Source organism: Actinomadura sp. BRA 177, assembly GCF_013372625.1.
Classification (GTDB): domain Bacteria; phylum Actinomycetota; class Actinomycetes; order Streptosporangiales; family Streptosporangiaceae; genus Spirillospora.
Genome location: NZ_JABXFD010000447.1, coordinates 1 through 3610, shown reverse-complemented (window position 1 = coordinate 3610; position 3610 = coordinate 1). Strand labels below are relative to the sequence as shown.

3 protein-coding genes are annotated in these 3610 nt (G+C 74.6%); 1 reads left to right on the top strand and 2 read right to left on the bottom strand.

The window, feature by feature from the left end; genetic code table 11:
- A partial coding sequence (locus tag HUX53_RS26715; RefSeq protein WP_176405982.1) for a glycosyltransferase family 2 protein occupies window positions 1-747 on the bottom strand: 747 nt, incomplete at its 3' end.
- Window positions 744-2384 (bottom strand): carbamoyltransferase C-terminal domain-containing protein, encoded by a 1641-nt coding sequence (locus HUX53_RS26710; RefSeq protein WP_176405981.1) that lies wholly within the window; start codon window positions 2382-2384, stop codon window positions 744-746. The genes HUX53_RS26715 and HUX53_RS26710, both read right to left, overlap by 4 nt.
- A 223-nt stretch (window positions 2385-2607) precedes the next feature.
- Here HUX53_RS26710 and HUX53_RS26705 point away from each other — a divergent pair, with 223 nt between their 5' ends.
- Complete coding sequence (locus HUX53_RS26705; RefSeq protein WP_176405980.1) at window positions 2608-3552, top strand: glycosyltransferase family 2 protein; 945 nt, start codon at window positions 2608-2610, stop codon at window positions 3550-3552.
- The last annotated feature ends 58 nt before the right edge of the window (window positions 3553-3610 follow it).

The window sequence follows — 3610 nt, the reverse complement described above, 5'->3', positions numbered from 1 at the left end:
GGCCGCGGTGGTGAGCGCGTGCCGGCCGAGCAGCCCGCGGCCCTCCCCGGCGCGGGCCCGCCAGGACGGCCCGTGCACGCGCCACATGAGGATGTCGTCGGCGTTGCCCGCCTGCGCCCGCACCGACGTCCAGAACCCGGCGGGCCGGACGGGGTGGGTGATCCGCCGGTCGCCGAGGACGAGGCCGTGCCCGGCGTCCAGCGCGCGCAGCGCCAGGTCGGCGTCCTCGCGGTAGGCGCGGCGGAACCGCTCGTCGAAGCCGCCCAGCCCGGCGAGGACGCCGCGCCGGTAGGCCATGTCGGCGGTGATCCAGTCGGCGCTCGCGAGCCCGGCGGTGTTCCGCTCCCAGTCCGTCGGCGGCCGGCCGTCCGGCGGCGGGACGGTGACGCGGCCCTGCGACCCGCCGACCGAGGGCGGCAGGTCCGCCAGGTCCGCGGCGAGCCGGGCGGGCCAACCGGGCTCGGGCTCGACGTCGTCGTCCAGGAAGGCCACCCATTCGGTCGCGGCGGCGCGCCAGCCCGCGTTGCGCGCGGCGGCGGGCCCGCGGCCCCCGGAGCGGATCACCCGGATCTCCGGCCCGGCCGACGGCGGCAGCGGCAGCGGCGCGCCGGGCGCGGGACGGTCGTCCACGACGATGATCTCGTGCGGCCCCGCGCCGGGGTCCGCGTCCAGCCCGGCGAGCAGCGCGTGCAGCGTCACCCGCAGGCTCTCGCGGCCGACGGTGGGGACGACGACGGTCCAGCTCATCGAGCGTGCACCTCCCGGCGGCGCACGACGAACGGCCCGATGGCGAGCAGGTCGACCGGCGCCGAGCCGAAGCACTCCAGCGCGTCGCGCGGGTCGTCGACCATGGGGCGGCCGGCGGTGTTCAGGCTGGTGTTGACGACGACGGGCAGGCCGGTCCGGCGGCGGAACTCCGCGAGGAGGCGCGCCACGAGCGGCTCGTCGTCCGCCGCGACCGTCTGGATGCGGGCGGTGCCGTCCACGTGCACGACGGCCGGGATCCGCTCCCGCCACTCCTGCCGGACGCGGTGGACGAACAGCATGTACGGGCTCGGCATCGGGCCCTCGAAGATCTCGGCGGCGTGCTCCAGCGCCACCATCGGCGCGATCGGCCGGAACTGCTCGCGGCCCTTGACGTCGTTGAGCCGCTCCACGTTGCCGGCGTGGCCGGGGTGGGCGAGCAGGGAGCGGTGCCCGAGCGCGCGCGGCCCGAACTCCGAGCGGCCCTGGAACCACGCCACGATCTCGTTGCGGGCGAGCGCCTCGGCGACGGTGGCGGCCAGGTCGTCCGGCCGCTCGTACGGGATCTTGGCGATGTCGAGCCGTCGCGCGATCTCGCGGTCGTCCCACTGCCGGCCGAGGTCCGCGCCGGGCATCCCGGTGAGCGGGTCGCCGGCGCCCTGCGCCACGTGGAGCGCGGCGCCGAGCGCGGTGCCGGCGTCGCCCGCCGCGGGCTGCACCCAGATGTCGTCGTAGGGGCCGGCCTCGGCCAGCCGGGAGTTGGCGACGCAGTTGAGGGCGACGCCGCCGGCGAGCATCAGCCGCCGGGAGCCGGTCTCGCCGTGCAGCCATGCGGTCAGGTCCAGCAGCACCTCTTCGAGGCGCGCCTGGACGCTGGCGGCGAGGTCGGCGTGGTCGCGGGTCCACTCGCCGTCCGGTTTCCGTGCCTTCGCGAGGGAGCCCCAGTCGATGCCGGCGACCGCGAAACCGCCGTCGCCCGTCGCCCGGACATGCTCGCGCAGCTCGTCCAGGAAGCGCGGCTCGCCGTAGGACGCGAGCGCCATGACCTTGTACTCGTCGCTGGAGCGCAGGAAGCCGAGGTGCTCGGTGAGGTCCTCGTACATCAGCCCGAGCGAGTGGGGGAGGCGCTGGGCGTGCAGCGGCGTCAGGACGCCGTTCTCGTACGTCCCGGCCAGGTGCGAGTGCGACTCGCCGCGGCCGTCCAGGACGAGCACGTCGCCGTCGCCGGGTCCGGGCGCGGCGAGCGCGGCGGACGCGGCGTGCGCGACGTGGTGCGGGACGTACCGCACGATCCCGGGATCCAGCCCCGGCAGCGCGGTCGCGAGGAAGTTCGGAGCCCGCTGCGCGTAGAGGGTGCGCAGCCGCTCCCACTGCTCGTCGTGCCCGCCGAGCCCCGGCTCGACGAGGGCGGGGTCGTAGGAGTAGGCGACGGCGTCCAGGTCGCCGGACTCCAGCCCGGCCTCCGCCAGGCACCAGCGGGCGGCCTGCTCCGGCAGTTCCCAGCCGGCGAAGGCGACCGGCCGCTTCCCGTGCTTGCGGCGGCTGAAGCGCTCCTCCTCCGCGGCCGCGACGACCCTGCCGTCCGCGACGAGCGCGGCGGCCGGGTCATGGAAGATCGCATTGATTCCGAGCACGCGCATATGAGCCCCGATTCGGCGCAGCATTCAAATGATGTGCCGATGACGTCGTCTTAGACATCGGCGCGTGGCGTTCTCGCCGGGAGCGAATTCCCTATAGGTGATTCGACATTGCCGATAACCGTGGACCTAAACGCTCAAGTCGGGAAAGTCGCTGGTGGAAGAAGTGCCAGGTGAAGCGGCTTCCGCGCACATAGAGGGCGAGAGGCCGGGTACTGGCCGGTTCATGCGGTTCACCGTCGTCGTCATCACCCGGGACAGGCGGCAGTCCCTGCTCGCCGTCCTCGCGCAGGTGCGGAAACTGACCGAGGATGCGCCGGTGATCGTGGTGGACAACGCCTCGCGGGACGGAACCGCCGACGCCGTCGCGGCGGAGTTCCCCGACGTCGCGGTGATCCGGTCGCCGGGCAATCTCGGCGCCGTCGGCCGCAACCTCGCGGTCGACCACGTGCGCACCCCGTACGTCGCGTTCTGCGACGACGACACCTGGTGGGATCCGGACGCGCCGTCCCGCGCCGCCGGCCTCCTCGACGCGCACCCGCGCCTCGCGGTCGTCACCGGGCGGATCCTGGTGGAGCCCGGCGGGCGCGAGGACCCGATCGTCCCCGAGCTGCGCGACTCGCCCGTCCCCGGGCCGGCGTGGCTGCCGGGCCCCGCGCTCGGCTCGTTCCTGGCCGGGGCGTCCATGGTCAGGACGGAGGCGTTCCGCGCGGCCGGCGGCTTCTCTCCGCGGCTGTGGCTCGGCGGCGAGGAGGAACTGCTCAGCGCCGACCTGATGGCGCTCGGCTGGCACCTCTGCTATGCCGAGGACGTCGTCGTCCACCACGAGCCGTCGCGGCTGCGCGATCCGCACGCGCGGCGCCGGCACGGCATCCGCAACACGCTGTGGTTCACCTGGCTGCGCCGCCCGCTGCCGGTCGCGGGTCGCCACCACGATCGTCACATCGGGCGTCACGTCGGGCACGGGCTCCTCCTCAGCTCACGTAGCGGCGGGCCGTGGACTCCCGCTGGGACGTCTCCAGGGCGCGCAGCCGCTCCTCGACGTCCGGCGGCAGCGTGCGCCGCTCGCGGGCCACCCAGCCGAGCCCGGCAGCGGCCTCGGCGGGCGCGCCCTGGAGACCGCCTCTTATACACCTCCCCCAGCCCCCGAGACGGACTCCGAGCCCGGTAGCCGTCTTCTGCTTGCAAAAAAAAAACACACCAGAACAGACGCGAACAGCGTGACCTCA